The sequence below is a fragment of the Brevibacterium sp. SIMBA_078 genome, assembly GCF_046534565.1.
Taxonomy (GTDB): Bacteria; Actinomycetota; Actinomycetes; order Actinomycetales; family Brevibacteriaceae; genus Brevibacterium.
Window position 1 is genome coordinate 1 of the sequence record NZ_JAWRYQ010000041.1, and the last position, 397, is coordinate 397.

The following is a 397-nucleotide window of genomic DNA, read 5'->3' on the forward strand; positions in this document are numbered from 1 at the left end:
CTGTATCGAAACGGCAAGTTAACACGCGTCTAGGCATATCACCTACCAATGTAATGTTATTGCCTGTCAGAAGTAATATAGCACGGTTGGGTGTCTCTACATGCTGAGTTCTGCCTAATATGCGCCCAGAAAAGCTTTCAGAAGTTAAAAATGATGCCATGGTCGCACTACTGAAAGTTCCCATAATATTGTCCCAAACTATGAAACGGTGGCCTTGTAATAACATTGATAACAGTAGCTTTCTTATTTCCTCCTCGTTCTTTTCAATACTGGGTGTCATGGCTGGCGTATTTCCCATTGCGAGTAATCCTAGACATTCACAAAAGTCAGTCTTACCGCTACCTTGCTTTGGTGCATCAAATGCAAAAGCTGGTGCTGTAGGTAAAGCTGCTCTAGT

The 397-nt window shown here is 42.6% G+C and carries 1 protein-coding gene; it reads right to left on the reverse strand.

What is annotated here, in order from left to right:
• Positions 1-280, reverse strand: a 280-nt coding sequence (locus SB749_RS18775; protein ID WP_410711633.1) for a hypothetical protein, incomplete at its 3' end; no start/stop codon positions are given.
• Positions 281-397: the final 117 nt, after the last annotated feature.